Origin of the sequence: Paenibacillus sp. FSL H8-0122, from assembly GCF_038005345.1 — a bacterium.
GTDB lineage: Bacteria > Bacillota > Bacilli > Paenibacillales > Paenibacillaceae > Paenibacillus_AQ.
In genome coordinates, this window is record NZ_JBBOTB010000001.1 from 1,180,934 (window position 1) to 1,207,617 (window position 26,684).

Sequence of the window (26,684 nt, forward strand, 5' to 3'; positions counted from 1 at the left end):
TTGAGAGAGTGAAATTGTTACATTGGTCCAATAGGCCCATGCAACCTGCATGGGCCTATTACTCTATTCAATTTACTTCCCTCCACCCGGAATAGCAACCTCATGCCCAACGGTTGCCGCCATGCGGGCAATCGATTTCGGATCGGAATTTCTAACATTTACGTCGATGCGAGGGGTGTACGCAGCTTCCAGTCTCTCAGCTTCTTCGTCGGATAACTTGATCGAGAGGGCTTTGATCGCATCGTCAATATGGCTGGTTTTGAGCGCTCCCACGATTGGGGCGGCAACGACGGGGTTGCGGTACAGCCAGGCGAGTGAGATTTCGGCGCGGCTAACTCCGCGTTCCTTTGCAACGTGCCCGATGGCTTCCACAATCTTTTGGTCGGCTGCTGCAGTTGCCTGATAGTATTGGGCAGCACCGGTTTCGGTCTCGGAGCGGGGCGTTTGTGTACCCCAAGGCCGGGCCAGGACGCCCCGCGACAGCGGACTGAAGACCATCGTCTGAATCCCTTCGTCGGCACAGAGCGGGATCATCTCGTTCTCTTCCTCGCGGGCGATCAGGTTGTAGTTGTGTTGCATGGAGATGAAGCGGGCCCAACCGTTCTCTTTCTGGAGATGCAGCGCCTTTGCGAACTGCCAAGTCCTCATGGTGGAGGCGCCCAAGTAGCGTACTTTGCCCATTTTTACGAGATCATGGAGGGCTTCAAGCGTCTCTTCCCACGGGGTAAAAGGGTCCGCCCGATGAATCTGGTACAGGTCGATATAATCCGTTCCAAGACGTCGCAAGCTGTGGTCAATTTCCGTCATAATCGCCTTGCGGGAGAGCCCGAATGAATTAGGTCCTGAACGCATGGGAGCACCCAGCTTGGTGGCGATGACGACGTTCTCCCGTGTAGTGTAATCCTTGAGCACCCTGCCGACACTCTCTTCGCTGGCCTATGGAACGACGGAACGCTCATCTTCGCAAGTTGTGTCAAATCCTCAATGCGGAATGAATCCTGATAATGATTCAGAATGTGCTCGATTGCGTTTTTAATATGAACGCTTGGACTCCCCTCCGTTACAATTTGTCGTAAGGAGTCACCGTGTTCACCGTGCAGCACCTTGTATAGAATTTCTTTGGCAAATCAAAAAAAGAGCTACTGTCGTAGCTCCCTCACAAAATCTATTCTGGCATGATCCAGACAATCTCGCAGATTCGTACGAAAAACTTCCGGCCCCTGGTATCCAATACAACGTGGTCTGGTTTAACTTCCACTAAGCAGCCGCTAATCCCTCCGCGAGTGGTTTCGAGCACTACCTGGTTATACATCATCCTATGCTAATGCCCACATAAAGAACTGGGCAGATGCCCAGGCAATAACGAATTCCCTAATCATTATTAAATGAAAAATGGAAGCAAGTACAAAGCTGTAATGGCACCAAAGGGGATCGGTCTTGGATAAAAGCGGCGGCGCGGGTAGAAACCCGGATAGTATCCGAATTGTCTGTAGGCTGTTGCGTTAGCAGGCATTCCGTTCATCTGGCCCACCATTTCATTGGTAGGAATGGCAAGTGTGACGTAGTTCTGATCGATATGAGCAACAAACCCGTCGTGAGACTGACCATCACTTGTAGTCATACCAACATATTTATTCATACAATTCCAGGCAACTTGTTGATAATTCGTTTCCATAGGTAACCTCCTCAAATACTATCTCGTCAACAGTCTATGGACTACAACCCATATCCAACACGGCATATGCCCATAGCACACAAAATTCATAATGAAATAAGCCCTTTGTAACGAGGGATAAACGATGAGTATGGATATAGGGGAAACGAATATTAACGGTCTGAATGATTGGAGGAAATGGTTGAGGGTGAACTTAAACTCAGAAAGTTGTTATACGAAGGGATCGGTTAAGCGCTCCGATAATGATTTTTTCATTTCTGTTGTAACACTGCTCACTCTACTAGAAAGATCCTCTTCCCCTGTTAAAACCTCTACCTTAATGCCTGCTCCTAGACGGAAGCCATATTTGAAAATCGAGGATAGCGGGCTAAGGGTTCTACGATTTTGATGATACCGAGCCTAACCCTTCCTACAAAACAACCCAAGTTTACTTAATGATGATATACTTACCTCATGAAATATGATATTGATAATCAATATCAATTGATGAGGGAGCGCGGATAGATGCAAGAGAAATCAGAAGCAAGCCATGCCTATACACCGGAGATGATCGAAATGATGGCCCGCATCTGGGCACGTTCAATCATTACATTGATAGATGTACGCTTACATCATGTAGCGCCCCAATATCCATTGGAGCAATATAAAATGCCTAGCAGCATGCTTATCTATGTATGTGGAGGGGAAGCGCAAATTCAACTGAATGAGACCACATTTGGGATGGAACGCTTCGGTTTGCTTCACGGCGGCAAGGGGAGCCTGCTCAGTATTTCGTCTACAGGGGAGAAGGTGAAGACCTTCATGGTGTTGTATAAAGCTGAATCCCCTCTCTTTTCCAGGAGGTACCTGCAGCAACTACTGGAGCAAGTCAATCCATTTGTTCAACAGTTTGGTTATACACCAAGTAATCCTATCTTGCTGCTCGACTGGTTTCAACAGATGATGAATGACTGGAACCGCGGCAAGGCGATGGATCAGCTACAGGCCAAAGCTTATCTATATCAATTGATTCATAGGGTGTTCAGAGATTTAGAGGGTGGCGAGATTCGCTATCTCCAGCCCAATCCAGCCTGTTCTGCGAAGGTATATCTCGATAAGCATTACAGGGAGCCGATTATGTTCCAGGATATTGCCGCTATGTTTGGGATCAGTGGCGGGCAATTAACGCGGTTGTTCAAAAAGAAGGAAGGGATGAGCTTACAGGAGTATCTCATTCAGAGAAGGATTGAAGCTGCCTGTCATGACTTGAAGTATACAGAGGCAACCATTAAAGAGATAGCAACAGGATCTGGATTTGCTGATGAGAAGAACTTGTTTCGGATGTTTAAGAAGTATTACAAGATGACGCCGAGTGATTACCGGAAAATAAACGCACTACCTATGCAGGTTGATGGTATTGATAATGATTCTCATCTTCAATACAATGAGAGGGAACTGGCGAGTCTAGTCAAGTCTTATAGAGATGGGGAATCAAGCATGTTTGGACAAGTACGAAGTAAAGAAATGATCTTTGTGGCGGCGATGAGCCTGATGCTGCTGCTGACGGCATGTACGTCGGGGACGCCAGCGAATAATAGGGGAACGGTGAATCCGCCTGCGGAGACCGGGCAGACGACACAACCGGAAGTACAGGAGACGAAAGCTTCAGAAGCAGTCTCGCAGACCAGAAAGATATCTACAGTAAAGGGTGATGTTGAGGTGCCGGGCAACCCTCAGCGTGTTGTAGTCGATTATCTGGTTGGTGATGTGGTAGCTTTGGGTGTAACTCCTCTAGGTGTGGCGAGAGCGACAAAGGGCGAGACAGAGGCGGTCTATTCTAACGAGATTAAAGATTCAGTTAACATAAAAATGGAGCCGGAAGATGTCATGACGCTTGAGCCTGATCTGATCATATTAGCATGGGGCGAAGAGAATTATGAGGATTTATCCAAAATTGCCCCGACCATTTATGTCCCTTATGGTGATATGACCACAGAGGAGCGTATCCATTTCATTGGCGATGTTCTGAATAAGCCGAAAGAGGCTGAGGCTGTTTTGGATGCTTATGCTAACAAAATCGAAGAAGCGAAGCTATCCCTTAAGAATGCCGGCCTTGCAGACGTGACGATTACTATGGGAGAATTCGGTGATAAAACGAACTCCATCGCTGGAGCCAAGCATGCGGTTGGAGAGCTTATGTATAATCAGCTTCAAATGAAGGCACCGTCAAAAGTTCAATCTGATATTATTGACGCAGATAAATATTGGGGACAGATCTCAATGGAGGTCTTGCCCGCTTATATGGGGGATTATTTGATCGCCTTAGGAGATACGGAAGTTCCTGCTGATCATGCGGTTTGGAAATCACTACCCGCTGTGCAACATCATCGGATCGTAACGGTGGGTTCATCGCTATCTTGGTCCACGGATATAATGACTTCCAGTGCATTGATTGATCATATTATTAATCAATTGCTGGTATTAGCTAAATAAGGGGACCTGGAAATACGATGAAAAACAAGCCTGAACAAAATCGCCGCGGGGCGGTGAACTTCACCATGTACATGGTGGTAGGGCTTGGATTAACGGTTCTCATGTCAGCGGCGTCGATTAGCTTTGGTGCCGCTGACATGAGGTTAGCGACTGCATGGGAGGCTATTTTCCGATTTGATCCAACGCTCACTGAACATCAAATTATTCAAACCCTACGTCTTCCGCGTACTGTAGCCGATCTGATCGTCGGATGTAGCCTTGCGGTTTGTGGTGCGATCATGCAGGGGACGACGCGCAATCCGCTGGCCGACTCCGGGCTGATGGGGATCAGCTCCGGGGCAGCATTCGCGATTGCGCTATGCCTGGCCTTTCTACCGGGGTATTCGTATGGGCAGATGATGCTGTTTGCTTGTCTGGGAGCAGCGCTCGCGACCGGGATCACTTACTTCATTGCGTCACTGGGCAAGCGCGGAATGACACCTCAGCGGCTGGTGCTGGCAGGGCTGTCCATCTCCATGCTGTTTGGTGCACTCAGTCAGTATTTGGCGATCAATTACAACCTGGGCCGGGCATTGGCATTCTGGACGGCAGGCAGTACAGCGGGGGCCAAGTGGGGGGAACTACTGATTATCTCCCCCTTATTTGTTGGTGGTATACTGCTGGCGCTGGCGCTGGCTCCTTCCGTTACACTGCTCAGTCTGGGAGAGGATGTGGCAAGTGGACTCGGTATCCGCAGCGGACTGGTCAAGGGGCTATCGACGATTATCGTGCTCGTGCTGACTGGATTGGCTGTTGTCGTGGTTGGCCCAATTGGTTTTGTGGGTCTGATTACCCCGCATATTGTGCGATATATGGTCGGTGTCGACTATCGGTACATTATTCCGGCGGCTGCGCTATATGGCGCGTTGCTGACCGTATCGGCCGATCTGGCTGGCCGTTTGATTAATAAGCCGTTCGAAACACCGATTGGCATTATTTTTTCCATCATTGGTGTGCCGTACTTTCTCTTCCTCGCCCGCAGGCAAAGGAGGGAATTCGAATGATCAAGCAGCGTTATACGGTGCGACGGGGTATCCTCGTCAATGTAGTGCTTTTAGTGCTCATCCTTATGTTTGCTGTCATTAGCATGAATTCCGGCAAGATGAATCTTTCACCACAGGAAGTGCTGAACGTTCTCCTTGGTAACGGCACCGGTAAGCAAAATCTGATCCTGTTCGATTTTCGAATGCCACGAATCGTACTGTCGATCTTGGTAGGTCTGGGAATGGGAGCGGCTGGGGTCGTGATGCAGAGTTTGCTGCGCAACGACATGGCTAGTCCGGGGACACTGGGGATTAGTTCAGGATCAGGTTTGTTTGTCCTGTTCTTCGTAGTATTCATCGCATCAGCAGGAAAAAGTTCCTTCATTGCCCTGCCGCTGCTGGCCTTTGTTGGCGGCCTGCTGGCGGCGGGATTGATCTTCTTATTATCTTATCACCGCGGGCGAAACCTCTCGCCAATCGGTCTGATCTTAACCGGGGTCGCGCTCGGAAGCGGGTATGGGGCACTGACCACCTTCCTGACACTCAAGCTGGACGATTCGCAGATGGACTTCATGCTGAATTGGCTGGCGGGGAGCTTGTGGGGTGCTGATTGGCGCTATATTTCCGTACTGGCACCATGGGTCTTGATTTTAATCGGCTATATTTTCTACAAGTCCCGGATGCTGAACACCCTCCATCTGGGCTATCAGACGGCAGAAGGGCTGGGTCTTTCTGTGAAGCGGCAGTTTGTGGGGTTGTCGATCGCTGCTGTTGCTTTATCCTCTGGCGCTGTGGCTGTTGGCGGAAGCTTCTTCTTCGTTGGCTTGATCGCTCCGCATATGGCAAGAAAACTGGTCGGGCCCGATCACAAATTGCTCATTCCGGCTGCCAGCCTGACCGGCGGATTAGTCGTGGTGCTGGCAGACACGATTACGCGCACGGTTAACCTGGGGGGAGATGTGCCGACGGGAATCGTCATTACGGTCATCAGTGTTCCGTACTTTCTTTATTTACTAGCGAAGGCCAATTAGGAGGACGTCATGGAAAGTATTACAGCAGAGCAAATTGATATTGCCTATAATGACACGCTTATCGTCAAAGAACTGGATTTGCAGATTCCGCGTGGACAGATCACCTCGATTATTGGTCCCAATGGATGCGGCAAGTCAACTGTACTCAAGGCAGTCGGCCGGCTGCTCAAGACGAATAATGGTACGGTCTATCTGAATGGTGCCGATATCCGCACACTGTCCACCAAGGAAGTCGCCAAGCAGATGGCGATTCTGCCGCAGACGCCAACCGCACCGAGCGGTTTGACGGTCGGTCAGTTAGTCGCCTATGGACGTTTTCCTCATCAACGAGGTTTCGGCAAGCTCTCCAAAGAGGATAAGCAAGTAGTAGCCTGGGCCTTAGCGGTTACCCAGCTTACTGCGTTCGAGCATCGTGAGGTGGATACGCTCTCTGGCGGTCAGCGTCAGCGCGTATGGATTGCGATGGCGCTCACCCAGCAGACCGATCTGATCCTGCTGGATGAACCCACCACCTATCTGGACCTGGCGCATCAGCTCGAAGTACTGGAACTGCTCTATGACCTGAATCGCAGTCAGCACGTGACGATTGTGATGGTGCTGCATGACCTGAATCTGGCAGCACGCTTCTCCGACTATATGGTGGCGATTCGTGAGGGCCAGGTGGTGGAGCATGGCTCGCCAGAGCGTGTAATGACGGTACAGACGCTGCGTGAGGTGTTTGCCATTGATGCCGAGATTATGCTGGAACCGCGAACAGGGCGGCCGGTGTATGTGACGTACGAGCTATTGCGTGATAAGCGTAGAGACCAAGAAGTAGATCAAGGATTCCCAGGGGCTAAGGGGCAGAAGGAGGCGATTGCCACATGACAACCGCATGGCGTGTCCTGCTGGGCGCACGGAAATACTGGTTGCAGTTAGGGATTGGATTTGCCGGTGTCGTGATGGCCACAATGGCCGGGTTTTATCTGCCCTGGGCGCTTCGGTCGTTGACCCAATTGGCTACCGAAGGCAGCAGCCAGTTTGCCGCGGAAGCGCTGAAGATTGGTTTGTTGCTGCTTGGAGCCACCTGTCTGCAAGCCATCGGAACATCACTTGCCGGCTATATGAACCATTATGCGGCACTTCACTATGTGGCAGATTTAAGAACAAGATTATATAGCAAATATCAGCAGATGAGCTTGCGCTATTTCCATCGAAGCCGGACGGGTGACTTGACCGGGCGCGTTGTGAATGATGCGATGGAGGCGGAAATTTTCATTGCCCATGCTATTCCTGACTTTATCATCAACGCACTGACCTTTATCGGAGTAGGCATTCTTCTCTTGACGATCAATGTGAAGCTGGCACTGATCAGTCTGATCACGATTCCGTTACTGCTTGCGATTACGATATGGCAGAGCAAGCATTTGTCGCCGCTGTGGGGAGAGAATTCCAAATCGCGGGGAGAAATCTCCGGCAAGGTGCAGGAGAACTTGGCGGGCATGAAGGAAATCCAAATTTTTAATCGGCAGGAGGAGGAGCAGGGCAACGTATCTCGTCTGGCTATGAAACATACGAAGACCTATTTGCGCGCCAGTCTGTTCTATGAAACGTCTGTGCCGTTGTTAGCCTTTGTCACTGCGCTGGGTACTGTGTTTGTCGTGATTCTAGGCGGCAGACTGATGGCAACAGGTGAGGTAAGTATTGCTGATATCATCGGATTCATCGCCTACCTGGGAATGTTCTATCAGCCGGTAAAGTCCTTCTCCAATCTGGTGGAGATGACCGGGCGAGCCGCCGCAGGTCTTAAACGGGTATACGAGGTGCTGGAAGAAGAGGAGGATATACAGGAGAAGCGAGACGCAGTCAGCTTACCGCGTGTACAAGGACAGATATCTTTTCAAGATGTCACCTTCGTATATCAGGAGGGTGCGCCTGTACTAGAACGGCTGAACCTGACTATTGATCCCGGAAAGACGGTCGCGCTTGTAGGTACAACCGGTGTAGGAAAGACGACATTGGCCAGTCTCGTTAACCGATTCTACGACCCTCAGGCCGGTTCGATTCGAGTGGATGGTATTGATATTCGGGATGTGACGCTCTCCAGCCTGCGTGACAATATCTCGATGGTGCTGCAGGACACCTTCCTGTTTGACGGCTCCGTGTATGACAATATCGCTTATGGATGGGCGGACGCAACCGGGAAAGATGTGATGGCCGCAGCGAAGGCGGCGAAAGCGCATGATTTCATAGCACAGATGGAGCAAGGCTACGATACGGTGATTGGTGAACGCGGTGTACGGCTGTCAGGAGGGCAGAAACAGCGGATTTCGATCGCACGGGCGATTCTGCGTAATGCGCCAATCCTCATTCTGGATGAAGCGACATCAGCGCTGGATACCAAGACCGAGCAAGAGATCCAGCAGGCGCTGGACGAAATATCGAAGGATCGCACAACACTGGTGATTGCCCATCGGCTATCGACGGTCCGTCATGCCGACCAGATCGTCGTGCTGGAGGGGACAGAGATTGCCGAGATGGGTACGCATGAGGAACTGCTGCATAGCGGCGGTATTTATGCACGATTGTATGCCACGCAAGCTTCTTGAATTTAGTCCGATCGGTATTCAAGGGTCGGGACCCCTAATTAAAGAGACCGGAGCAAGAGGCCCATGCAACCCCCCATGGGCCTCTTGCTCCGGTCAATTCACTTCCGCCCACCTGGAATCGCTACCTCATGCCCAACGGTTGCGCCATGCGGGCAATTGATTTCGGGTCGGAATTTCTCACATTTACGTCGATGCGGGGGGTGTAGGCGGCTTCCAGCCGTTCAGCTTCGTCGTCGGATAGCTTAATCGAGAGGGCTTTGATGGCATCGTCAATGTGACTGGTTTTGAGGGCTCCTACGATTGGGGCGGCAACGACGGGATTGCGATACAGCCAGGCAAGCGAGATTTCGGCACGGCTAACCCCGCGTTCCTCTGCCACTTGGCCTATGGCCTCCACAATTTTTTGGTCGGATGCGGCAGTTGCCTGATAATATTGGGCAGCACCGGATTCGGTCTCGGAGCGGGCCGTTTGTGCACCCCAAGGCCGGGCAAGGACTCCACGGGACAGCGGACTGAAGACCATGGTCTGAATCCCTTCGTCGGCACAGAGCGGGATCATCTCTTTCTCTTCCTCGCGGGCGATTACGTTGTAGTTGTGTTGCATGGAGATGAAGCGGGTCCAACCGTTCGCTTTCTGGAGATGCAGGGCCTTTGCGAACTGCCAAGTTCTCCTGCTGACGCTTTCCTCGCTGGTTCCGTGCGAATACAAATTAGCGGTATCGAAGAAGTTGATTCCTGCCTCAAGCGCATGTCTGATCACAAGTCGGCTGCCTTCCTTGCCCAGCGCCCAGCTAGGGTAACACTGAGGGGATCTCTACTATCGTAGCTCCTTCACAGAAATCTATTCTGGCATGATCCAGACAATCTCGCAGATTCGTACGAAAAACTTCCGGCCCCTGGTATCCAATACAACGTGGTCTGGCTTAACTTCCACTAAGCAGCCGCTAATCCCTCCGCGAGTGGTTTCGAGCACTACCTGTTTACCTTTTACAGACATTAAGGTTTCGACTACGTAGGGATCAATAGGATAGACCATGATGGCTTGCGGCATTTGTTGCTGCATGGGATACATTTGATTATTCAGCACTTTGTTACCTCCCGAATGGTTATACATCATCCTATGCTAATGCCCACATAAAGAACTGGGCGGATGCCCATGCAATAACGAATTCCCTAATCATTATTAAATGAAAAATGGAAGCAAGTACAAAGCTGTAATGGCACCAAAGGGGATCGGTCTTGGATAAAAGCGGCGGCGCGGGTAGAAACCCGGATAGTATCCGAATTGTCTGTAGGTTGTTGCGTTAGCGGGCACTCCGTTCATCTGGCCCATCATTTCATTGGTGGGAATGGCAAGTGTAACGTAGTTCTGATCGATATGAGCAACAAACCCGTCGTGAGACTGACCATCGCTTGTAGTCATACCAACATATTTATTCATACAATTCCAGGCAACTTGTTGATAATTCGTTTCCATGGGGTAACCTCCTCAAATACTATCTCGTCAACAGTCTATGGACTATAACCTATATCCATCACGGCATATGCCCATAGCTTAAAAAATTCATAATGAATTAAGCCTAATTGTAACGAGAGATAAATGATGAGAATAGATATGAACGCAATCATAACTATTACCTCCAGCTACCTTGCATTAAACAGTAGCAGATGGTAATCTTTGTATTAGTAACTACTGTGTATTGCACAGTACTAAATAAAGCGTGGTGATGAGTAATGAATGTTCAGTTCAAGAAGGGTGTGCTGGAGCTTTGTGTTCTTGTTTTAACCTCACAGAAAGACCGTTACGGATATGAGCTGGTGGAACAGATCTCGCACAAATTCGCCATAGCCGAGGGCACCATCTATCCGTTATTAAGAAGACTGGCTGCGGAAGGGTTATTTTCCACCTATTTATCTGAATCGGGTGAGGGGCCGCCCCGGAAGTACTATAAGATTACCGATGAGGGAAGGAGAGTCATGAGCGGGATGATTGAGGAGTGGAATGCTTTTGCCATAGGAGTGCAGGAGATTATTGGGGGTGGATCGGAGTGAATAAAGAGGCCTATCTGGGTGAGTTGGCACGGTATCTGAAGCTGCTTCCTCCTGAGGAGTGTGCTGAACTTATGGGGGAATTCAGGGAGCATTTCGAGTGTGCCCAATTAAGCGGGCGGTCGGAAGCAGAGGTGATCTCCAAGCTGGGCCATCCCCGGTTGATCGCCCGTGAATTACTGACCCAGTCACAGATTGAAAAAGCGGACAAATTCCCAACGCTCTTAAGTGTAACGAAAGCGGTTATGGGCACGGTAAGCTTAGGATTATTCAACTTATTTATTGTTCTGCTGCCCTTTGTCACCTCACTAACTGTGATTGCCGGAGTATTCGTCTTTGCCATTTGCTTGCTTATTTCTCCGATTCTTTTAATTCTTCAGTATCAGTCAGTTACGCTGTCTATCAATAGCATATTTCTGATGCTGGGCATGGTTGGCGGGGGACTGCTAGTTGCCATTGGAACATTCAAGCTCACCCGGCTGTATTACCATCTTGTGATCCGGTACCTGAAATATAATCTGACAGTCATCAAAAAGGATGTGACCTCTTTTGAAGCATAGATCCCGGAACCTAACCAGACTTGCCCTGCTCCTGATTTCTGCCGGAGTCATAGGGAATGTAGTACTGTATCTGTTAGGCAATTCACCCTTCAATGTGTATGAGCTATCGATTGAACAACCTGTCCGGATGGACCAGACCACCAGCGTTCTTATTCAAACAGAGACGGGGACAATTGATGTGGTTCCCATTCAGGGAGATGAAATCAAGGCTACCTTGGGTGGAAAGACGACAAAGGCATTAATGAAGGATTACAAGCTGGACATCACTCAGGATGGGGGACAAACCAGCATTAAGGTTGTTCAGGATAACCAGTTCCGCTTTTTTGACATCTATACGGACCTTAAGCTCACGGTAGGGATTCCTGAGATCCAACTAGAGCAGTTGAAGGTTGTGACAGACACCGGAAATATTGACATAGGCCCCATCCTGGCAAAGGAATATCGGGCGATAAGCGACACGGGTTCTATCAAGCTGGATATAGAGGAGGGGATCATTCATGCGGAGACGGATACTGGTGAAATCACGGCCTCGCTTGAGCGCATCCGTCAAGATATCCATGCTACCTCAGATACTGGAGATATCACTATCCAGACAGTTGAAGCGCCTAAGGCACTCCGCACTCAATTCTCTGCGGATTCTGGAACCGTACAGGTGACGCTGCCGGGTTATAAGGATGGTTATATCGGTGAGGGCGGGCCACTCGTCAAGCTGATTTCAGACACTGGTAATCTTAAGATCGAACAGTAACAGCAATAAGGCGAAGGTCAGGAAGAAGAATAGGATGATTTTAGGAGGCGGCCTTGGGTGATAACCAAAAATCCTAGCAAAGAGGTTCTAATCAAGACTGTTGATTTATGCAAAGTATACTCCTCAGGCAATGAACAATTTCTCGCAGCCAAAAGCATTAATCTTGAAGTATACCAAGGTGACTTTACGGTGATTATGGGCAGTTCGGGCTCGGGGAAGTCTACGCTGCTCTACCTCCTCAGCGGTCTGGACGGGATTACTTCCGGAGAAGTGATGTTCAAGGGACAGCGAATCGATGCATACACAGAGAAAGAGCTTACGGATTTCCGGTCCAACAAAATCGGCTATGTGTATCAATCGATCAATCTGGTTCCTGATTTCACTTTGCTGGAGAATGTAGCTTTCCCGGGGTACGTGGCTGGCCGCAGCAAAAGCGGGGTGAACGAGCAGGCATTAAGCCTGCTGCACCAGATGGGGATCGGGGCACAAGCCGGACGCCTGCCGTCCCAGGTATCTGGAGGACAACAGCAGAGAGCGGCGATTGCCAGGGCGCTCATCAATTCGCCGGAGGTGATTTTTGCGGACGAGCCTACAGGGGCATTAAGCCAGGAGCAGGGCGCAGTGATTCTGGATCTGTTGACGGAGATGAACCAGAATGATCAATCGATCGTTATGGTGACGCATGATATCCAGGCTGCGTGCAGAGCGGACCGGTTAATCCTGGTCAAAGACGGCATAATCGACGGAATTCTGGAGCTAGGCAAATATGCACCGGATCAGTTGAAAGCGAGAGAAAACCAAATTTTCATGTTCATGTCAGGGGAGGAGAGGTAGCGGATGTATGCGGTATGGAAACTATGCTGGACGAACCTGAAGCATAAAAAAGTGCAAAACAGCTTCATTGCGATCATCATCATGCTGGCAGCCCTGCTCCTCTCGACCGCCGTATCCGTTCTGAACAACACCAACCGGATGTATGAGAGTATGCATGACCAGTCCCGTGGCGTGCATCAAATATTGCAGCTGGAGAATGGCATCCATGATCCGGTTCAGGTACATACATGGTGGGAGGAGCAGTCAGGGGTAACGGTCTCCGATCTGATGCGCTACCGCTATCTGTCCAGTATGTCGCACGCTGGAGAAGAGATCCCGAATGTGGACTTGTTCATGATGGATGCGCCCGAAGGGCCTTTTCCCGTGGACCGGCTGCAGTTCGTCGAAGGAGCAGAACAGAGCTCACCGGAAGCAGGAACTGTCTGGATTCCCACCTCGCTGGCTTATCCCAATGATATTCATGTGGGCGATTCAGTTGAATTCAAGACGGATGAAGGGGTCATTCAGCTAAAGGTTGCGGGCGTCGTTGTGGATATCTCTTACTGTTCGCCATTTGCGACGAGCGGGAGAATCTGGCTGAATCCTGAGGATTATAACAAACATATGACCCTGCTGCCTGGCGGAGATAAGTATATGACCGGACTAAGGTTCGAGGATTACAGCCAACATAGGGCCTACTGGGATAGATTCGAACAGTATCTGGGGACCCCTTATCTGGAGTCCGTTAAAGACTTCGAGAGCTTGTCTTCCTATTATATGATTGCGAATCAGGTGATCAGCTTCGTGATGATTTTTCTGGCTGCCGTCATGGTCTGTGTGGCCTTATACACCTTGGGATTCACGATTGCCGATGCCATTCTCTCTAACTACAGAACGATCGGGATTATCAAATCTGTCGGATTATCCTCCCGTAAAGTCATTATGGCTTATGTTGCGCAATATACCTTCCTGGCGCTCGTCTCGGTCATCCCGGGGATGCTGGTCAGCAATATCCTCTCCGGCACCATTGTTGCGGGTTCTATGGCTTATCTCAACACAGGTTCATTAGGGATGAACGATGTATTTTCAGGTACAGGTCTGTGGACTGGCGCGGCTGTCGTTGTGGTTATTCTCCTCTCGGCCCTGCTGTTCGCAAATAAGGCGCGTCATGTGGAGCCTGCCCAAGCCGTTCGTTACGGCATGTCCGAGAAGGAGTACTCCCACCAATCAGGAGGAACTGGAACATGGAAAAGAAAGCTCCTGCAACTGGGCGCTCTTCCGACTTCAATGATTATCGGGCTAAGAAGTGTCACCAAGAATATCCGGGGTTCGCTGCTGATTGTGCTGATCTCGGCGTTGTCCACCGCTGTACTCGTCTTCGGGTTCCTGTTCGTATACAGCATTGCTTCTATCCATGGAACCATTGCCAAATGGGGGTATGATTCGGCCGATCTGTCCATCAGAATCGATAACCCGGCTAAAATGACTTTTGCACAGCTTCAGGAAGAAGTTCTCTCCGACCCAAGGGTTAACAATTACTCGCGGTACGGGGATGCCAATGCGGTGGTGCCAATTCCTCCGAAGAACGGGGCTGCCGTGAAACAGGATACGATGGGAATCTTACTGACGGTCGCGGATGGGAACTATGACGAAATAGGCTATGAGAATGTGAACGGCCATAACCCTGTGTCTGCCAATGAAATCTCGGTTGGGGTAAATGTGGCAAGAACGCTGGGCATTCAAGCAGGGGATTCACTGGACATTTATATTGAAGGGGCAAAACATACGCTGACCGTCACCGGAATCTACCAGGCGATCGCGAACATGTCCAATTCAGGGCGGATTACCGCCGACGTCATCAGAACTAGTAATCCGGGCTATGGAAGTGCGATGAGCACAACCTTTATTAATCTGAATGCGGGCACTCCAGTTGATTCATTCGTAAATGAATTGCAAGAGCGGTATGGAAGTGTACTTGGGATCGCCAGTCAGGCTTCGTTAGTGGATGAGGTATTCTCGCAGGCGATCAAAATCATCGTTCTGCCAATGTCCGTTATGGCGCTGATGTTTATCGTCATTACGTTCGTGATCATCTACAGCATCTGCCGGATTAACATGAAGAAAGAGAGCCGTACCTACGGCATTTACAAGTCCATCGGCATGACCTCCCGCCAGATCCGACTGTCGGAAACCACCGGCATCCTGGTCGTATCGGGGATCGGTGCGCTGGTAGGGATTCCTCTAGGTTTATTAGGTCTCCCGCCGCTGCTTAACGTGATCCTGGCCGACTACGGGATTGTTAAAGTTCCGCTAATCATGAACGGTGGAGGCATCGCCTCGATGATCCCTCTAAGTATCATCGCCGCAGGTCTGGGCAGCTGGGCAGCTTCCAAGTCTATTCAAAGTGCGTCGCCGCGGTTGTTGGTGGTGGATTGAAAGAAGTGTGTTATTGCAGTATTGCAAGATTTAAAAGAGCCGGGCGATCAGTCCGAAAGCTAGGCCGAAGCCCGTCAACCTTAACTGGTCAGCGGGCTATGGGTTACAGTCTTACGACACTGGACTCGCCGGTCGGCAGAGAATGATTTAAGCCTTGGCAGAAGTCCTTCATACCAAATGCAAAAGTGTCTTGAAAAGTTACAGCTGACAACTCACCATGAGCATCTATAAAGTTAAATATCATATAGTGACTAGTTTTCTTTTTATTTCCTATTCCGGACATTCCACCTACAATTGTTCCTAACCCAGGTACAAGAAGCGTTCCAATCATTGCACGACCCACAACGCTTTTGCTTTTATCGATCAATTCTTGCATACTTTTAACTTCAGCGGCTCTGAATTGTGCCAGATATATTTCAAATCTTTGTCTGCTTGAATCAATAAGCACACGATCAGAAAATCTAAAAATTTTGCACTCGACACTTCCAATGCCAAGTCCCTCCACATGTGATGCGAATACCCCCTGTAACGCTCCGATACTTTTGGTTTGTTCTTTTAGCTCATTCCCTTGTTTAATTCCTTTTTTTGCTCCAAAAATAATACCGATAATGAGCACTACAATAAATCCCCAAATAAATAACATCATTATGAACAGCCCCTTATTCTGATAATAATTAGCAAAAATAGTCTATCAGAATAATAAGGATATTACTATGTATCTTACAATGAACACTAAATACAAAGTGCACACGGGTACTTTTCTTTTATGAAAAGAGTTTGTAATCCTTCATCTCATCATATTCCCAAGGAAAAAGTCTGTTAATCGACAATGCAGTTTGTTCCCAGTCATCCTCAGCACATTTTGAAATACTAACTTGAATAACTTCCTTTATAGCTTCTAAGTTGAATTTAGGAAATACCACAAACCCTCGACAAATTATAAATGGTCTGGTACTAAGAAAATCCGCGATCCCTTGAGCAGTTCCAACTGTAGCATAGAATTGATCAGAGCCAGTTAAATCTGAAGGACCAATATCTAAAACTAAGGATACGCAAAAATCTCCGGTCACATCTCCTTCAGCAAAAACATGAACATCCTTTAGTTCTGGTGTCACTGCCATCATAAACTCCTTTCAAATTCACCAATGTCCCAATTTCGTGTATTCTTGGTGGCTAACATCTTGATCTATTCCACATTTTACCTCAATAACTCTTAAGTGTATTTTAAATCTCTGTGGAGAAACAGACTGTTTGTTCGCCTTTATATGGTGTAGGCTTGATGCATACATATTAAAGGAGATGGATTTTTTGAAATGTTGGAAAAGTGTAATGATTAAGATGGTAATTTCTCTTACTTTAGTGCTGTCAATGTTTGTATTTCAAAACCATGCGTTTGCTGATGCTTCTGGAGAAGTGGATTTAACAGATGGATTACCAACTTCTGCGTTTTCGGCAAGTAGTGTTTGGAATAGACCCGGCGATACCCGAAACTTTGGCCCTGAGAAAGCATTTGATAATGTTTGGATCGAAAATAATGCTGGATTCTCTACTAATACGATAAAAAACGAATGGATAGCTGTTGATTTCGGTAAGGAACAATCCATTTCAAAGTTGAAGTATAAGGCTGATATATCATACGAATACGCATATGATTTGAAGGATTTTGTTGTGCAAGCCTCAAATGATAATTCGAACTGGGAAACACAATACTCAGGTACCGCAATAGGAATTGATACTATTCAAGAATTTGTATGGAAACCTACTGGTAGTTTCAGATATTGGAGAGTCCAATTGATCAATAATATTGGAAATAACAGCTATTGTATTATGGTAGGTGAGATGGAGTTAATCGGCTCTAAACAAGAGGCTCCATTAGATCTAGTTGCAGTAGGAAAAAATAAGATGGTTGATCTCACCTGGTCACCTGTTACAGGTGCAACTGGTTACAATGTAAAGCGTTCTACCGATACAGGAGGACCATACATTTCAATCGCTCCCAATGTTACAGGTGACTCATACACGGATAATACTGTTGTCAATGGTATGACCTATTATTACGTAGTAACAGCGAAGGATGGAAATAATGAAAGCTTGAATTCAAATGAAGCATCAGCCACCCCGCAAAAGGTTACTGAGCCCGATCCAGAACCTTCAGGAGAACGTGCTATACTTACTATTACACTAACAACTGGTCTTGATAAAGAATATGATCTTTCGGCGGAAGAACTCAGTGCTTTCTTGAATTGGTTTGATGCAAGAGATTCTGGAACAGGGCCAGCTAAGTATGCAATCAACAAACATAACAATAATAAGGGGCCATTTAGCGCCCGTAAAGAATATGTGATCTTTGATAAGATACTTACGTTCAGTGTGGATGAGTATTCAGTAGAATAACTTTTCTCATATTTAACCCTGTCAGTAATGGCAGGGTATTTTTTACATTAAGGAAAATTTTCCTTGCTTACATATACATAATATCCCATTACATAAAGCGGATAATTCTATTGATACTGGTCCTTATTTTGCTGTTTATAAAACCTCAGAAGGGTCAAATTCGGCAAAGTGGTACTCAATACAAAAAGATAGTAGTAATGTGTATCGCTGGTCTTCAAAAGTATATTTTAACGATTTTTCTAGCGCCACAGGTGAATACACAATAACTGTTTATCAAAATGGAATCGCGAATTATCCAGGACAAACGAGCGTGAAAGCAGAGTACTTTCTCGGCGAGCTTAAGGTTAATTATTTAGATGTCAGGACTAGTGAAACAAATACATATAAATATAATTTCGACCTATATGCAAGAAATTTCCCAAATCAAGGGGTATTTTATGCTGTCTGGAGAACTGAAGATGGAATAAATATAGCGAAATGGTTTAGGATTACAAAAGATTCCAGTGGTCAGTATGTAGATAATATTGATATACAAAATTTTGATTATAAAATGGGTCAATATCAAATTAATATATTTAAGACTAATGAAGATGGATCAAACAATCTCATTTCAAATACGAAAGTTAATGTAAACCCTGCAACTTCTAGCAACGAAACTATTAATGGGGATTCATTTCCTGTATATGCGTATAAGATTAACCCTAATTTAACAAGCGCTTATTTTGCTGTTTGGAAAGATGATGATGGAATAGATAACTCTAAGTGGTACGATATGACATATGATAATGTAAATAATCGTTGGAATTCAACGGTCAATATTTCAGACTTCAGCAATCGAGATGGAATTTATCATGTAATTGTTTATGGTGAGTTAGTGGATGGAACTTCAATTTTTACTTGGTCAAGTTAAGATTAATATGTTTGCAAAACAGGTTCCTGTCTTGATGTACCATGAAATTGGTGATCCCAGTACTGGAGCTGTATCGGCCACGTATTTCGAACAACAGATGCAGTACCTTAAAGATAATGGATATACCATGTTAACTTTTGATCAAATTGCTAACTATAAAAATTATGAGAAGCCAATCATTATAACGCTTGATGATGGTTACGCAAATAATATGCAGGCATATCAAATATTACAAGGAATGCAAACGAGTTTTTTCAATCCAAAAGCTACAATTTTTATGATTGGCTCGTATATTGATAATCCAAATGTTAATTATTTATCTGTTAGTCAAATGAAAAATATGAGTGATAGCGGGATTATTTCTTTTCAAAGTCATACTTACAACCATATCGATCTTCGAAGAACAGATGTAGATGAAGGTCTGGAGTATACGACATCAGCACAAAAAATATTTTCGATAACGAATAAGCCTGTCAACGTAATGGCATATCCAGTAGGTGGGTACAATTCAAATGTTATTGATACCATAAAAAATACTGGCTACTTATATGCGGTTACAACTGATAATGGCAAATATATTAGTACTAATGATTCTGAAGGGAATTACCAAATTAAACGAATTGGTATTTACGGGAGTTTGCAAGTTACTGAGTTTGCTGAAAAAATTGAATAGAACCTAAGAGACATTACTTTATTGCTTATATAATACCCTGCTTAAGATCGCCGGAAGCTGGTTCAGACGAGATTGATTTGAATTCAGAGACTAATTAAAATAACCCGTCAGGCACATGCCCGGCGGGCTTGTTTTTATCCGATATCCTCAAGTAATTCTTCAGAGTTATTTCGCACATTACCTTCAGCCGAAGGGACTTTATAAACCCGTATTTTTTAGGCATCATATGGCCTCAGCAGCTTTAATAAGGATTCGATATCGTCATTATCTCTCTCCAGCCAATCGGCTTCATCCTCCGACCGGAGGATCACTGGCATACGGTCATGTATATCAGCAATTAAACTGTTTTGGGTTGTGGTGATGATGGTACATGTGCTGATTTTCTTGCCTTTCGGATCTTCCCATGTGTCATACAATCCGGCGAAGGAGAATATGTTGCCATCACTCATTAAAATTCGGTAGGGCTGTTTGGTGGAACGGTCCTTTGTCCACTCGTAGAATCCATCCTCTGGTATGATGCATCGCTTGGACTTCAACAAACGTTTGAAAGCAGGCTTCTGCGCAACGGTCTCAGCTCGAACATTAATCATCTTGCTGCCGACCTTGTCGTCTATTAGGTAATATGCGATCAGTTCTCCAGGGTGACAGTTACAGTAAAGCGTCCACACATATTATCAACCTCCAAACATAGATATCTTTATGATAATCATAAAATGGTGAGTACAAACAAAAAAACTCCTCAATCCAACTATAGCTCTTGGCTACTTTGGATTGAGGAGGTAAGTGCTGGTAAGGATTATTCAGGTGTTGTATACTCGCTTACTTCAAAGGTTAGGATTTTGTCGAAGACTACATAATCTTTACGTTTTTTGAAAGGGCCTTTGTTATTCGTGTGCTTATCAATTGCAAACGAGCCTGGGCCTCTGCCTGCATCACGGGTATCATACCAGTTTACGAATGCTTCAACTTCAGCGATTGGAAGGTCGTATTCCTTTTCGGTGCCGTTGATAAACGTAACTGTAAGCATCGCTCGGTCACTTGATGGTTGTTTTGGTGTCGCAGTTGGCTTTGGCGTTGCAGTCGGCACCGGCGTTGCTGAAGGCGTTGGTGTTACTGTTGCTGTAGGCTCCGGGGTAGCTGTCGGTGAAGGACTAGGTGTAGGAGAAACTGTTGGTTCAGGCGTAGCTGTTGGTGTTGCCGTTGGTGTCGGCGATGGGTCTAGAAAGGGGTTGGTAGTCGAAATGTTCGTAGTGTTTCCAGTACTTCCTGTTGAGCTAGTCCACGACACATTTGTCAGAGTAGCTTCCGCATTAAGTGTTACTTGCATGTATCGCATAACATATATCGAATGCGCATTTATAAAACTACCACTTAAAGGCACAGGCGAACCCACTGGAGTACCGAAAAATAGCTTCCCATTAATATCAAAAAATTTAAGATCTGTTCCAGTACCTGTACCGGTGAATTTAAAATTAGCTATATCTTGTCCATTAATACCAAAATCAATATATACCGTACCTGGACCAACACTTGCAAAAGCACCTTGTACAGGCAAAGCAGCAAACATTAACACTAAAGCTAACAATAGTTTTAACTTTCTCAATTATTACACCCCTCATATACATTTTGTTAGCGTTCTTTAGGTATTAGGTAAGTAATCCGGATTGTTTAAAAGCTGATCAACAATAAATAGCAGGTCATCATCATTAACATATTCATCACCGGCTTGCTGAGTATTATACTTTATCGGATCAACATCAGGGGCGAAATACTTGAAGTATCTGGCATCGATCGCAAGGTCAACAAGAGTGTACGTACCTGACTTGTTGACGTCCGTTGCCTCGATGATGACACTATCTTCCAGGCAGTTATCTTTCTCCAAGTCATACTCATCTTCAGTATCTGCAATCCTTGCTTTGGTTGCATCGACAACGGCTGTCCCCTTGGCTTTGGCCTTGAATTTGAGCTTCACGATAACCGTGTCTTTGTTGATGCCGTATTCTTCACCCTGACTGGCTACAATAATGCGTACAGTACCGTTTTGATCAACGGGTTTATTGTATACCTTAAAGCCGGTTACCTCTTCAAACCCGAGATATTGTAAGTGCTCCTTGTCATACTTCACTTCAAAGTCTTCAGCATAAATATCCTTCACGTTTTTTAGTGATATATCTGCCGTGAACTCCTTGCCTAGACCGATTTTTTCTGGAGCAATATTTACATCAAGAGTTGGTTTCAATGCTGGTGTTGGAGTAGGGTTTGGTGTAGGCTCTGGTGAAACCGTTGGTGTTGGTGTCGGTGAGGCCGTTGGCATAGGCGTTGGCGTCGATGTTTCCGCCGACGTTATAGTTATGAAGACATTAACAGAACTTGCTCTATTAGTACCAGTTAATATTATTTTATTAATATTTTGATACGAACCCACTGATATTACATTATTGTAGCCCACGGTACCTATATGATAAGTCCCAGAATCAGTAATAATACTTACATTAACTACATTAGGAGAACCGTCGCTACCAGTGTATGATCCTCCTGCACCTTGTAGCTTGATTAAACTTGCATTAATAGGCTCAGATGCAATGAGTTCATTAGTGTCGTAATTGCGAACAGTAGTGGTGCCACTGTATATTGTTCCATCAAACTGTAAACCAGTAATTGATGGAGAAGCAAATGCAGTAGTTGCTACAAAGCACATGAATATTGTTAAGAACATAATGATTTTTTTCATATTAATCTCCTCACATAATGTTTTTCCTAAGTTATTTCTATAACCATCTTATGTATCCGACAACTTGATAGTTTCATTTCTCCTTTCATTGAAAAATATGTATTCATGTTGCTTGACTATCCTAAGACGAAAAATGTAATTCGTCTAACCATTAATTCTTATATTTGGGATATAGAGATTGAAGACATTAAAAGTACATAATTATGGGAGATAACGCATATAATCAGGATTAATTAGAGAACATTTGTTTTGATTTAAATGCAAACAAATGTTCTTTTTGGATTTGGAGAATATTGGTCATGAGGACGAGTATCACCAAACAATAGAAATTATATATCTGGATAAAGTCAGGCAAGGTAACACAACGGATATTGAGGTACACGGGATTCGGTCAAGGACACCATGGTTAACAAAAGTAGTAGTCGAATAATTTTGTAATTCAGATGAGAATTATGGCAGCTTGTCACGTTAGATTAGCTTTCTTGCAAGAAAAGCGGGCTGTCTTTCATGTAATTTGTTTTATATTGAAATAACTCCTCGGTAAATTGTAAATAAATTCAAAATTTAAAATAAATACTTCATTTGCATTTAAGTAATAAGGAGGTTGATTGAAGTGAGTGATAAAGTTCCAGGCTTCCCGGATAAATCTCATTTTGATCAAAGTAAGCTTCACGAAGCAACTGCAAGTTGGGATTTCCATCGTGATCCAGGCGCTGGTGGAAAAAACTATGGGGAAGATCTGAAAGCTCCAGATGGTACAGTAGTAGTGGATTTCAACACACATATTGATTCCGACCATAACACCAAAGGTGGGGCAGATATACACGCTTACATTGAAGATAACGGTATGTATAGAATTCCTAGAGGTGTTCATGTAGGTCACAGACTGACGCCTGGTTCTATTGGAGGTCCAGGAGCATCCTATAAAGGGAACATTACAATGACAGTTGTAAGTGATTCCGATTGGTGGCCCGTGGCAACCAAAGGCCCCCATTAATTAAATAATTACAATAAAATAAAAACCCAGTCATGTTCTGTGGCTGGATTTTTTGCTGGATCATAGATCTGGTAAGGAGAAGCAGGATTTAAATGAATATAAAAGTGTGAGGAAACAGGGATGGCTTTATAATGGAAATGTGACTATAAATGCATCGGATTCTGGGGCCAATATCCTGTTAACTACTCTTAGCTTTGTCTGGAAACGCACTCAACCGACCAGCATGCCCCTCCTCCCCGGTCAAAACCTCCACCATAATCCCCGCTCCCAAGCGAAATCCATACTTGAAACTAGCTGCCAACTCCATCCCATGGATTTGACCATACAAGTCTAGCAGTGCTTCTAACTCGTCGAATTCTTCCGCTGAAAGCCGTTCCTTCCAAATCTCTATGATGTCAGATGTTCTTTTTCTTAAAATAGAGTACTGTGGGTCATCGGGTATGATATTTTCATCGGGATGCAAGTTTCCGTGATACAGGCTCTCTAGGATACTGTCCACATGCTCATCTCCTTCATTGTTAAAGTACTTTGTGTTCAACAATAAAAGATATAAACTGTTAAATCCACGTAGTATACTCTACAGAGCGATGGAATTGTTTTCTAATTCTTTCATCATCAATATTTTTTAATGGAGGTGCCCATGAAAAAGAGAAACTTCCTTCTTTCATTCATTCTTCTATTTATCATTACCTACATCGCGTTTGGGGCATGGATATCGCATGATACCAAAATCATATTGGAAGAAGCGATGAAGAAGGATGCTGATATGAACTACATGAGTCCTTCGGTATACAGCAAAATAAATCCTGTTGAACGTGGAATGACTTCTGACGGTTTTGAGTATCATTCAGGCTCTCATCATATTGGTTTTGTATTGCCGCTGCACTACTTCGCAGGTGCGAAAGTATATGTGACTCAGAAATATGAAGATAATAATTTTGCATTCAAAGAACCTGTTCAGTTAACGCTGAAATTGAAATCCGGGAAGTGGTACGCGACAAAGGTTAGTATTCAGCCTTAACAGAAACAAGGGCTCCAGCTCATCAGAACTGGAACCCTTTTTTACTCAGCACGGCAAAACAATCTCAAATTCCGTGCCTTGCCCGGTTGTCGATTGGACCTGGATTGTCCCACCGTGTGCTTCCACGATGGTCTTGGCGATGCTCATGCCGAGCCCGGAGCCGTCTGTGGATTCCTCGGTATTGGTTCCGCGGTAGTAGCGGTTGAATAGATGATGCAGTGTTTCCTCGTCCATTCCTTTTCCATTATCGAGTACCCGTATGCAAGCTCTGTCATGGACTCGGGTAAGAGTGACGGTAATGGTGGTGCCGGGCGGATTATGCTTGACGGCATTGGACAGCAGATTGTCCATCAGCCGCTGTAACCAGGTGACATCTGCCTGTATGAGCAGGGAATCTTCTTCTCCAGTGTATTGGAACAGATACTCAGACATGGTGGCATCGTTGACATACTTCAACACGGAGCAGCGCACCAACTCTGCAAGATCTGTCTCCCGGCGGACCATGATGGAATCGCTCTGCTTAAGCTCGTGGATCAGCGAGAAGTCGGAGATCAGCTCCAGCATATAATCCCCTTTTTCCCGGATGGTCGCACCCATGACCCGCATTTCCTCTTGGCTCCATTGCTCAGGCAGCTTCTCCAGCATATACCCGTAGCCTTGAATCGTGGCCAGAGGGGTACGCAGATCATGGGAGATTCCTGACATCCACTCCGCCTGCTCTTTCTCCAGCCTCTTGCGGTCCCTCTCGATTTGAGCCAATTGATGAGTCATCTGATAAAAGGCTTGAATAACTTCCTGATAGAGCCTGTTGCGGGTTCGCATCGTGCCATTGCGGCGGAATACCTTGCGCTTGTCCTTGGCGGTCAGCACCTCGTCGTATTGTCCTTGGCCCATCCGTTCGAACCAGCCTGCGAACAGAATCAGGGGCCGCCCGTAGCGGTAGCCATGCCAGATGGAGATCGATAGCGCGAAGATCAGGATCAGCACTGCAATCCAGATGAGTCTCGGCGTTACATTTTCTAATACAGGATGCTTCAGAGGGAGTCCCGCTGCATGGGGCGTATGGACGATCCAGGTCATTCCGCTCGGCTCGTCCCGGTGGGCCACAATACCCGCATCATAGTTGTCTGGGGACTGCTGGATGGCCAGAATGTCGAGCGGCCGGTATGCCTTGTCTACATATTTTTGATCGCCAATGTCTTGTACGATGTTACTCTCTGAATCAATCACTTGCAGATAACTGCCAGTCGCTCCAAGCTGCTGTTCCAAGCGGGGAACCGCCGCACTTCTGACCATTCCCTGCTGTCCGTAAGTGTTGAACCACGCCGTGAGCTGGTCAAGGTCAGGGGTTGGATAGCCGAGTACATATAGCAGCGGGTCCTGGAATGAGAAGTTCAGTTGCGTTTGCACAGCATAAGCCCCCAGTCTCCGTGTCTCTTGAATATCGAGCAATTGAGCGGTGGAGTAGGAGGCAGGCAGTGCAGGGTAGGGCGCTGTGTTAATGCTGTAGACTACGTCTCCCTCCGCACTAACCACCTGCAACCACATCCCTTTCTCCCCAATAAGCTTGTTCCACTGGGAAAAGATATGAAGCTTCCCGTCTTTGTACTGAGCTTCTTCGGCAATCTGCTCCAGGACGCCAACCGGAAAGTTCCGGCGGATCTCATTACTGGTCATGTTCTGGAATAACATGATGCAGGCAGCCAAGGCAATGGTCACAATCGCCAGAGCATAGAAAATCAACTGATACGTGAAGTGGAAAGCCATACGTTGCTGGATTTTCATCGTTCCTCAGGCTCCTTCACCAGCTTATAGCCGAGTCCGCGAACCGTAAGCAGCAGCTTCGGGTCGCCGGGATCGAGTTCGATCCGCTCCCGGATGCGGCGGATATGCACCATCACGGTCGAATCATCGCCCTGGCCGTTGATGCCCCAGACCTTGTCGTAGAGTTGGGTTTTGGAGAAGACGATGCCGGGATGTCTACAGAAATGCAGCAGGAGCTGAAAGACTTGGGCTGGGCAAGGTACTGGCTGTCCCTCCACGGTCAGTTCGCCCTCCGCCTCGTTGACGGTGAAGCGGCCGAACCGGTAAATTCCTGCATCGGGAACCTTCGCAGCAGCAGACGCCAGAGCTTCCGGCTCCAACCGGCGTATGCGCGCTTGAATTCTTGCGGCTACCTCCAGGGGGTTGAAGGGCTTGGTGATATAATCATCCCCGCCCATGGCGAAGCCTTTTAGAATATCGAGATCGGATGCCTTGGCTGTCAGGAACAGGATATAAGGATTCCCGTATTCGCGAATCTTGGAGCAGAGCTCCAGCCCGCTGCCGTCGGGAAGCATAATGTCAAGCAGGACAATGTCGGGGACCTCGCGTTGCACCAGGCTGATAGCTTCAGCACAAGTGGAAGCCCCATACAGTTGTTGAAAACCTTCACGGCGAAGCACCATTTGCAGCATGGTGATGATTGAAGGTTCGTCGTCGATGATAGCGATTTTAATATCGGATAGAATTGGCATTTTGTCACCCTTGTTCAAAATAGCATATTTTTCTTAACAGAACCTAAA

General features: G+C 46.5%; 28 protein-coding genes and 1 pseudogene. 15 read left to right on the plus strand and 14 right to left on the minus strand.

Annotation, left to right across the window (positions count from 1 at the left end; genetic code table 11):
* Positions 1-72: 72 nt before the first annotated feature.
* From NSS64_RS05275 to NSS64_RS05285, 3 genes and pseudogenes are all read right to left on the minus strand, one after another.
* Positions 73-921 (minus strand): annotated as a pseudogene (locus tag NSS64_RS05275) (aldo/keto reductase); the annotation flags it as partial.
* A gap of 244 nt (positions 922-1,165) precedes the next feature.
* Positions 1,166-1,315, minus strand: a complete 150-nt coding sequence (locus tag NSS64_RS05280) for a DUF2642 domain-containing protein (protein WP_341139422.1) — start codon at positions 1,313-1,315, stop codon at positions 1,166-1,168.
* Positions 1,316-1,381: 66 nt separating this feature from the next.
* Positions 1,382-1,675, minus strand: coding sequence for a phosphatidylinositol kinase (locus tag NSS64_RS05285; protein ID WP_341139423.1), 294 nt, complete (start codon positions 1,673-1,675; stop codon positions 1,382-1,384).
* A gap of 504 nt (positions 1,676-2,179) precedes the next feature.
* On the opposite strand from NSS64_RS05285, the gene NSS64_RS05290 reads away from it, so the two are divergent.
* The 5 genes from NSS64_RS05290 to NSS64_RS05310 are packed head-to-tail and all read left to right on the plus strand — an operon-like array spanning position 2,180 to position 8,788.
* Positions 2,180-4,147, plus strand: a complete 1,968-nt coding sequence (locus NSS64_RS05290) for an AraC family transcriptional regulator (RefSeq protein WP_341139424.1) — start codon at positions 2,180-2,182, stop codon at positions 4,145-4,147.
* Positions 4,148-4,164: 17 nt separating this feature from the next.
* The gene (locus tag NSS64_RS05295; protein WP_445667772.1) at positions 4,165-5,190 is read left to right on the plus strand and encodes a FecCD family ABC transporter permease; all 1,026 of its coding nucleotides are present in this window, start codon (positions 4,165-4,167) and stop codon (positions 5,188-5,190) included.
* Complete coding sequence (locus tag NSS64_RS05300; protein ID WP_341139425.1) at positions 5,187-6,200, plus strand: FecCD family ABC transporter permease; 1,014 nt, start codon at positions 5,187-5,189, stop codon at positions 6,198-6,200. The genes NSS64_RS05295 and NSS64_RS05300 overlap by 4 nt, the downstream gene beginning before the upstream one ends.
* A gap of 9 nt (positions 6,201-6,209) precedes the next feature.
* Positions 6,210-7,067, plus strand: coding sequence for an ABC transporter ATP-binding protein (locus NSS64_RS05305; protein ID WP_341139426.1), 858 nt, complete (start codon positions 6,210-6,212; stop codon positions 7,065-7,067).
* Entirely contained in the window at positions 7,064-8,788 is a 1,725-nt protein-coding gene (locus tag NSS64_RS05310; protein ID WP_341139427.1) for an ABC transporter ATP-binding protein, read from the plus strand. The genes NSS64_RS05305 and NSS64_RS05310 overlap by 4 nt, the downstream gene beginning before the upstream one ends.
* Before the next feature lie 121 nt (positions 8,789-8,909).
* Here NSS64_RS05310 and NSS64_RS05315 read toward each other — a convergent pair whose 3' ends face one another.
* The 3 genes from NSS64_RS05315 to NSS64_RS05325 all read right to left on the minus strand — a co-directional run bounded on the left by NSS64_RS05315 (position 8,910) and on the right by NSS64_RS05325 (position 10,265).
* A complete protein-coding gene (locus NSS64_RS05315) occupies positions 8,910-9,548 on the minus strand; it encodes an aldo/keto reductase (protein WP_341139428.1) in 639 nt (212 codons plus the stop codon).
* 81 nt (positions 9,549-9,629) lie between these two features.
* On the minus strand, positions 9,630-9,875 hold the full coding sequence (locus NSS64_RS05320; protein WP_405115755.1) for a YuzF family protein: 246 nt from the start codon (positions 9,873-9,875) through the stop codon (positions 9,630-9,632).
* 96 nt (positions 9,876-9,971) lie between these two features.
* A complete protein-coding gene (locus NSS64_RS05325) occupies positions 9,972-10,265 on the minus strand; it encodes a phosphatidylinositol kinase (RefSeq protein ID WP_341139429.1) in 294 nt (97 codons plus the stop codon).
* 257 nt (positions 10,266-10,522) lie between these two features.
* Here NSS64_RS05325 and NSS64_RS05330 point away from each other — a divergent pair, with 257 nt between their 5' ends.
* Genes NSS64_RS05330 through NSS64_RS05350 form a run of 5 tightly spaced genes read left to right on the plus strand, consistent with a single transcriptional unit; the run spans position 10,523 to position 15,394 of the window.
* Positions 10,523-10,840: a PadR family transcriptional regulator gene (locus NSS64_RS05330; protein WP_076076112.1), complete on the plus strand. Its 318-nt coding sequence runs from the start codon at positions 10,523-10,525 to the stop codon at positions 10,838-10,840.
* Complete coding sequence (locus NSS64_RS05335; RefSeq protein WP_076076115.1) at positions 10,837-11,397, plus strand: HAAS signaling domain-containing protein; 561 nt, start codon at positions 10,837-10,839, stop codon at positions 11,395-11,397. The genes NSS64_RS05330 and NSS64_RS05335 overlap by 4 nt, the downstream gene beginning before the upstream one ends.
* A complete protein-coding gene (locus NSS64_RS05340; RefSeq protein WP_341139430.1) occupies positions 11,387-12,145 on the plus strand; it encodes a DUF4097 family beta strand repeat-containing protein in 759 nt (252 codons plus the stop codon). The genes NSS64_RS05335 and NSS64_RS05340 overlap by 11 nt, the downstream gene beginning before the upstream one ends.
* A gap of 57 nt (positions 12,146-12,202) precedes the next feature.
* Positions 12,203-12,979 (plus strand): ABC transporter ATP-binding protein, encoded by a 777-nt coding sequence (locus tag NSS64_RS05345; protein WP_341139431.1) that lies wholly within the window; start codon positions 12,203-12,205, stop codon positions 12,977-12,979.
* Positions 12,980-12,982: 3 nt separating this feature from the next.
* The gene (locus tag NSS64_RS05350; protein ID WP_341139432.1) at positions 12,983-15,394 is read left to right on the plus strand and encodes an FtsX-like permease family protein; all 2,412 of its coding nucleotides are present in this window, start codon (positions 12,983-12,985) and stop codon (positions 15,392-15,394) included.
* 103 nt (positions 15,395-15,497) lie between these two features.
* Here NSS64_RS05350 and NSS64_RS05355 read toward each other — a convergent pair whose 3' ends face one another.
* Together NSS64_RS05355 and NSS64_RS05360 are read right to left on the minus strand one after the other, a co-directional pair.
* Positions 15,498-16,040, minus strand: a complete 543-nt coding sequence (locus NSS64_RS05355) for a hypothetical protein (RefSeq protein WP_341139433.1) — start codon at positions 16,038-16,040, stop codon at positions 15,498-15,500.
* 118 nt (positions 16,041-16,158) lie between these two features.
* On the minus strand, positions 16,159-16,518 hold the full coding sequence (locus NSS64_RS05360) for an Imm8 family immunity protein (RefSeq protein ID WP_341139434.1): 360 nt from the start codon (positions 16,516-16,518) through the stop codon (positions 16,159-16,161).
* Positions 16,519-16,723: 205 nt separating this feature from the next.
* On the opposite strand from NSS64_RS05360, the gene NSS64_RS05365 reads away from it, so the two are divergent.
* The 3 genes from NSS64_RS05365 (at position 16,724) to NSS64_RS05375 (ending at position 19,371) form a co-directional block, all read left to right on the plus strand.
* Positions 16,724-17,788 carry a discoidin domain-containing protein gene (locus tag NSS64_RS05365; RefSeq protein ID WP_341139435.1) on the plus strand — a complete coding sequence of 355 codons (1,065 nt, stop codon included), beginning with the start codon at positions 16,724-16,726 and terminating at the stop codon, positions 17,786-17,788.
* Positions 17,789-17,987: 199 nt separating this feature from the next.
* Positions 17,988-18,698: a GBS Bsp-like repeat-containing protein gene (locus NSS64_RS05370; RefSeq protein ID WP_341139436.1), complete on the plus strand. Its 711-nt coding sequence runs from the start codon at positions 17,988-17,990 to the stop codon at positions 18,696-18,698.
* Positions 18,667-19,371 (plus strand): polysaccharide deacetylase family protein, encoded by a 705-nt coding sequence (locus NSS64_RS05375; RefSeq protein WP_341139437.1) that lies wholly within the window; start codon positions 18,667-18,669, stop codon positions 19,369-19,371. The genes NSS64_RS05370 and NSS64_RS05375 overlap by 32 nt, the downstream gene beginning before the upstream one ends.
* Before the next feature lie 215 nt (positions 19,372-19,586).
* On the opposite strand, the gene NSS64_RS05380 is transcribed toward NSS64_RS05375, so the two are convergent.
* The 3 genes from NSS64_RS05380 to NSS64_RS05390 all read right to left on the minus strand — a co-directional run bounded on the left by NSS64_RS05380 (position 19,587) and on the right by NSS64_RS05390 (position 22,102).
* A complete protein-coding gene (locus tag NSS64_RS05380; protein WP_341139438.1) occupies positions 19,587-20,039 on the minus strand; it encodes an SOS response-associated peptidase in 453 nt (150 codons plus the stop codon).
* Positions 20,040-20,167: 128 nt separating this feature from the next.
* Positions 20,168-20,974 (minus strand): hypothetical protein, encoded by an 807-nt coding sequence (locus tag NSS64_RS05385; protein ID WP_341139439.1) that lies wholly within the window; start codon positions 20,972-20,974, stop codon positions 20,168-20,170.
* Positions 20,975-21,010: 36 nt separating this feature from the next.
* Positions 21,011-22,102 carry a cohesin domain-containing protein gene (locus tag NSS64_RS05390; protein WP_341139440.1) on the minus strand — a complete coding sequence of 364 codons (1,092 nt, stop codon included), beginning with the start codon at positions 22,100-22,102 and terminating at the stop codon, positions 21,011-21,013.
* Between the two features lie 613 nt (positions 22,103-22,715).
* Between NSS64_RS05390 and NSS64_RS05395 the strand changes: the two genes are divergently transcribed.
* Positions 22,716-23,099 (plus strand): hypothetical protein, encoded by a 384-nt coding sequence (locus tag NSS64_RS05395; RefSeq protein ID WP_341139441.1) that lies wholly within the window; start codon positions 22,716-22,718, stop codon positions 23,097-23,099.
* Between the two features lie 178 nt (positions 23,100-23,277).
* Here the strand turns inward: NSS64_RS05395 and NSS64_RS05400 are convergent, their stop codons facing one another.
* Entirely contained in the window at positions 23,278-23,598 is a 321-nt protein-coding gene (locus NSS64_RS05400; RefSeq protein WP_341139442.1) for a DUF6809 family protein, read from the minus strand.
* 141 nt (positions 23,599-23,739) lie between these two features.
* Between NSS64_RS05400 and NSS64_RS05405 the strand changes: the two genes are divergently transcribed.
* On the plus strand, positions 23,740-24,120 hold the full coding sequence (locus NSS64_RS05405; protein ID WP_341139443.1) for a hypothetical protein: 381 nt from the start codon (positions 23,740-23,742) through the stop codon (positions 24,118-24,120).
* Between the two features lie 45 nt (positions 24,121-24,165).
* On the opposite strand, the gene NSS64_RS05410 is transcribed toward NSS64_RS05405, so the two are convergent.
* Together NSS64_RS05410 and NSS64_RS05415 are read right to left on the minus strand one after the other, a co-directional pair.
* The gene (locus NSS64_RS05410) at positions 24,166-25,905 is read right to left on the minus strand and encodes a sensor histidine kinase (protein ID WP_341139444.1); all 1,740 of its coding nucleotides are present in this window, start codon (positions 25,903-25,905) and stop codon (positions 24,166-24,168) included.
* Complete coding sequence (locus tag NSS64_RS05415; RefSeq protein WP_341139445.1) at positions 25,902-26,636, minus strand: response regulator transcription factor; 735 nt, start codon at positions 26,634-26,636, stop codon at positions 25,902-25,904. Before NSS64_RS05415 ends, NSS64_RS05410 begins: the two co-directional genes overlap by 4 nt.
* Positions 26,637-26,684: the final 48 nt, after the last annotated feature.